A 2,688-nucleotide genomic window follows, 5' to 3' on the forward strand; every position below is an offset into this window, starting at 1 on the left:
ACGTGCTCGCGTCGCGCTCGACCACGCTGCTCGCGCTGGGGTTCGCCACCTACAACGTGCAGTTCTTCGCGGCGATGACGTTCCTGCCGGTGTTCCTGATGCAGCGCCTCGGCGTCGCGGTCGGCGCGGCAGGGTTGATCAGCGCGGCGATCGTCGCCGCGTGCGTGATCGGCAACCTGACGGCCGGCTGGCTGTTGTCGCGCGGCGCACGGCCCGGGATCGTGATGGCCGCGACGTCGGTCGCGATCGGCGCGGCCGGCGCGGGGCTCTTCAGCGCGGCCACCCCGGCGCCGCTCGCGGTCGCGCTGGGTTTTGCGTTTTCGGCGATCGCGGGGATGTTGCCCGCGACGATCCTCGCGTGTGCGCCGGGCTCCGCGCCGACGCCGTCTCTCGCTCCGCTCAGCATCGGCTGGGTCGTGCAGGGCAACTATCTCGGGCAGGTGATCGGGCCGCTCGCGATCGGCTCGATCGTCGGCGCATTCGGCTGGTCGGGCGGCATCGGGCTGATGCTCGCGGCCGCCGTCACCGGCGCGGCGATCGGCCTGTCGCTGCTGCGCGAACCGATGGGCCGGCGCTGAGCGCGGCGCCGTTCAACCTGCACGGAAATCCGTCAAGCATGCCCAACACCATGGAAAGCCTGATTTGCGAAGCAGACCCGCCGTGCGATGCGCCGGCCTGGGTCGAAGACGATGCGATGCCGCCGCGTGACGGCGTCGCGCATCCACTCGGGACGATCGGCCGGGCGACGGTTCCCGAGCACGCGGCGGCCGTCTCGCCGTTGCGCCCGCAACTGTTCGTCACGGTCCTGGAGGCCGACGACCATGCGTTGCTGATCCGCTGGGTCGAGAGCGGCCGGTGCCATTACGGCGAGCAGCGCTGGCGCTTGCGCGTCGCGTTGCAGCCGGGCCGCTGCGCGATCTCGGGGCAGCCGATCGAGCCGGGCGAGCCGGTGTTCCGGCCGGTGCGAAGGCCCGTGCCGGCCAATGGCGACGAGATGATCTGCCCGGCGGCGGTGCCGGGCGCGGCCGGCCTGGCGCGTGACGCCGCCCCGGAGGGCGACGACGCGCGCGAGCCGGCCGACGTTGCCGGTTGAACGCCGGCCGGCTGCGACACGCGTTCGTTACTTCTTCACGTCGTGCCGGTACTGGATGAACCCGGCGTTGTTCGCAAGCTTGTCGTAGAGCGCGCATGCCGTCGTGTTGGTTTCGTGCGTGAGCCAGTACACACGGCTCGCGCCGGCTTCGCGGGCATGTTCGTACACGGCCTCGATCAGCGCGCCGCCTGCGCCTTGCCCGCGTGCGTCGGGCGCGGTGTACAGGTCCTGCAGGTAGCAGTACGGCCCTTCGGTCCAGCACGAGCGGTGGTAGATCGCATGCACGATCCCGACCAGCGCACCCGAGGCGTCGAATGCGCCGAGCACGAACATCGGCTCGGCGGGATCCATCAGGCGGGCCCACGTCGTTGCGAACACCGCGTCGCTCAGCGCGGTGTCGTAGAACTGCTGATAACCCTGCCACAGCGGGCGCCACGCGGCTTCGTCGGCGGCGACGAGCGGGCGCACCGTGACGCGCGTGGCATCGTTCGCGCGGCTGGCCGCATCGCGCGCGCTTGCCTGCGCGTGGCGGATCGCGGTGAGCGACCGGCGCTGCTCGCCCTGCGCGTCGAAGTTCTCCGGCGCGAGCCACGCGTCGAACGCGGCGCGCACATCCGGCCATTCGCCGTCGACGATCGAGAACCACGCGGTGTCGCGATTGCGGCCGCGGTAGATGATCGCCTGGCGGAACGTGCCTTCGTAGCGGAAGCCGAGCCGTGCGGCGGCCTTGCGCGACGGGAGGTTCAGGTCGTCGCACTTCCATTCGTAACGCCGGTAGCCGAGCGTGTCGAACGCGTACTTCATCAGCAGGAACTGCGCTTCGGTCGAGACGGGCGTGCGCTTGAGCAGCGGCGAGAACGTGACGGAGCCGACCTCGATCACGCCGTTGGCCGGATCGATGCGCATCAGCGCGAGCGTGCCGACCGCGCGGCCGGTGGCGCGGTCGATCACCGTGTAGTGCAGCGGATCCGGGCTCGCCTGCGCGGTACGCGCGTACTCGCGGTAGCTCGCTTCGTCGGCGTACGGGCCGTGTGCGAGATAGGTCCAGTCGCTGCCGTCCGGCGCCTGCGAGTAGGCGGCGTGCAGGTCGGCCGCGTGGCGCTCGGCGTCGAGCGGTTCGAGCCGGCAGTAGCGGCCTTCGAGCACGATGCGCTCCGGGCGCGGGCGCGCGGACCAGTCGGGAACGGGGTGGCCGATGGGTTGCTGGAAAGCGTTGGTGAGCGTGGACAAGGTCGATCTCGCTTCGGTTGGCGGCCGGCGACATGCCGGCATGCAGACGATCGTAGTCGCGACGAGGTACCATGAGAAGCGCCAGGGACCGGCAAATTTATGGTGCCACGAATTTCAGGGGACGAACCGGCGAGCCGTCGTTCACCAGCCGTGCGCCACTAGCCGCGCGCCACGTTCCGACATTTTCATGCTGCGAAGTTCCAATGACGACTGTCCTTCCTTCCGGCGATGCGCCGTTGCTGCCGCTCGACGCGCCGCTGGCGCGCACACCCGGCGCGCCTTCGCTGCAGCGCCAGTTGCTGCGTCGCGTGCGCGACGCGATTCTCGGCGGCGCGATGCCGGCCGGCACGCGGCTGCCCGGCACG

At 70.7% G+C, this 2,688-nt stretch carries 3 protein-coding genes and 1 pseudogene; 3 read left to right on the plus strand and 1 reads right to left on the minus strand.

Features of this window, described 5'->3' with window-relative positions:
• Both G3N96_RS38280 and G3N96_RS38285 read left to right on the plus strand, forming a co-directional pair.
• Positions 1–578 (plus strand): MFS transporter (locus tag G3N96_RS38280; RefSeq protein ID WP_346778939.1); only part of this gene is annotated, 578 nt, incomplete at its 5' end.
• 38 nt (positions 579–616) lie between these two features.
• Positions 617–1,093, plus strand: coding sequence for a DUF3331 domain-containing protein (locus G3N96_RS38285; protein WP_124577406.1), 477 nt, complete (start codon positions 617–619; stop codon positions 1,091–1,093).
• Positions 1,094–1,120: 27 nt separating this feature from the next.
• Here the strand turns inward: G3N96_RS38285 and G3N96_RS38290 are convergent, their stop codons facing one another.
• Positions 1,121–2,323 (minus strand): GNAT family N-acetyltransferase, encoded by a 1,203-nt coding sequence (locus tag G3N96_RS38290; RefSeq protein WP_206140451.1) that lies wholly within the window; start codon positions 2,321–2,323, stop codon positions 1,121–1,123.
• Positions 2,324–2,394: 71 nt separating this feature from the next.
• Between G3N96_RS38290 and G3N96_RS39580 the strand changes: the two are divergent.
• A pseudogene (locus G3N96_RS39580) lies at positions 2,395–2,688 on the plus strand (hypothetical protein); the annotation flags it as partial.

The sequence above is a fragment of the Burkholderia sp. Se-20373 genome, assembly GCF_017104705.1.
Taxonomy (GTDB): Bacteria; Pseudomonadota; Gammaproteobacteria; order Burkholderiales; family Burkholderiaceae; genus Burkholderia.

Bases quoted from the DNA above. Each gene is read 5' to 3' on its own strand.
- G3N96_RS38285 (WP_124577406.1), top strand. From the start codon at position 617: ATGCCCAACACCATGGAAAGCCTGATTTGCGAAGCAGACCCGCCGTGC.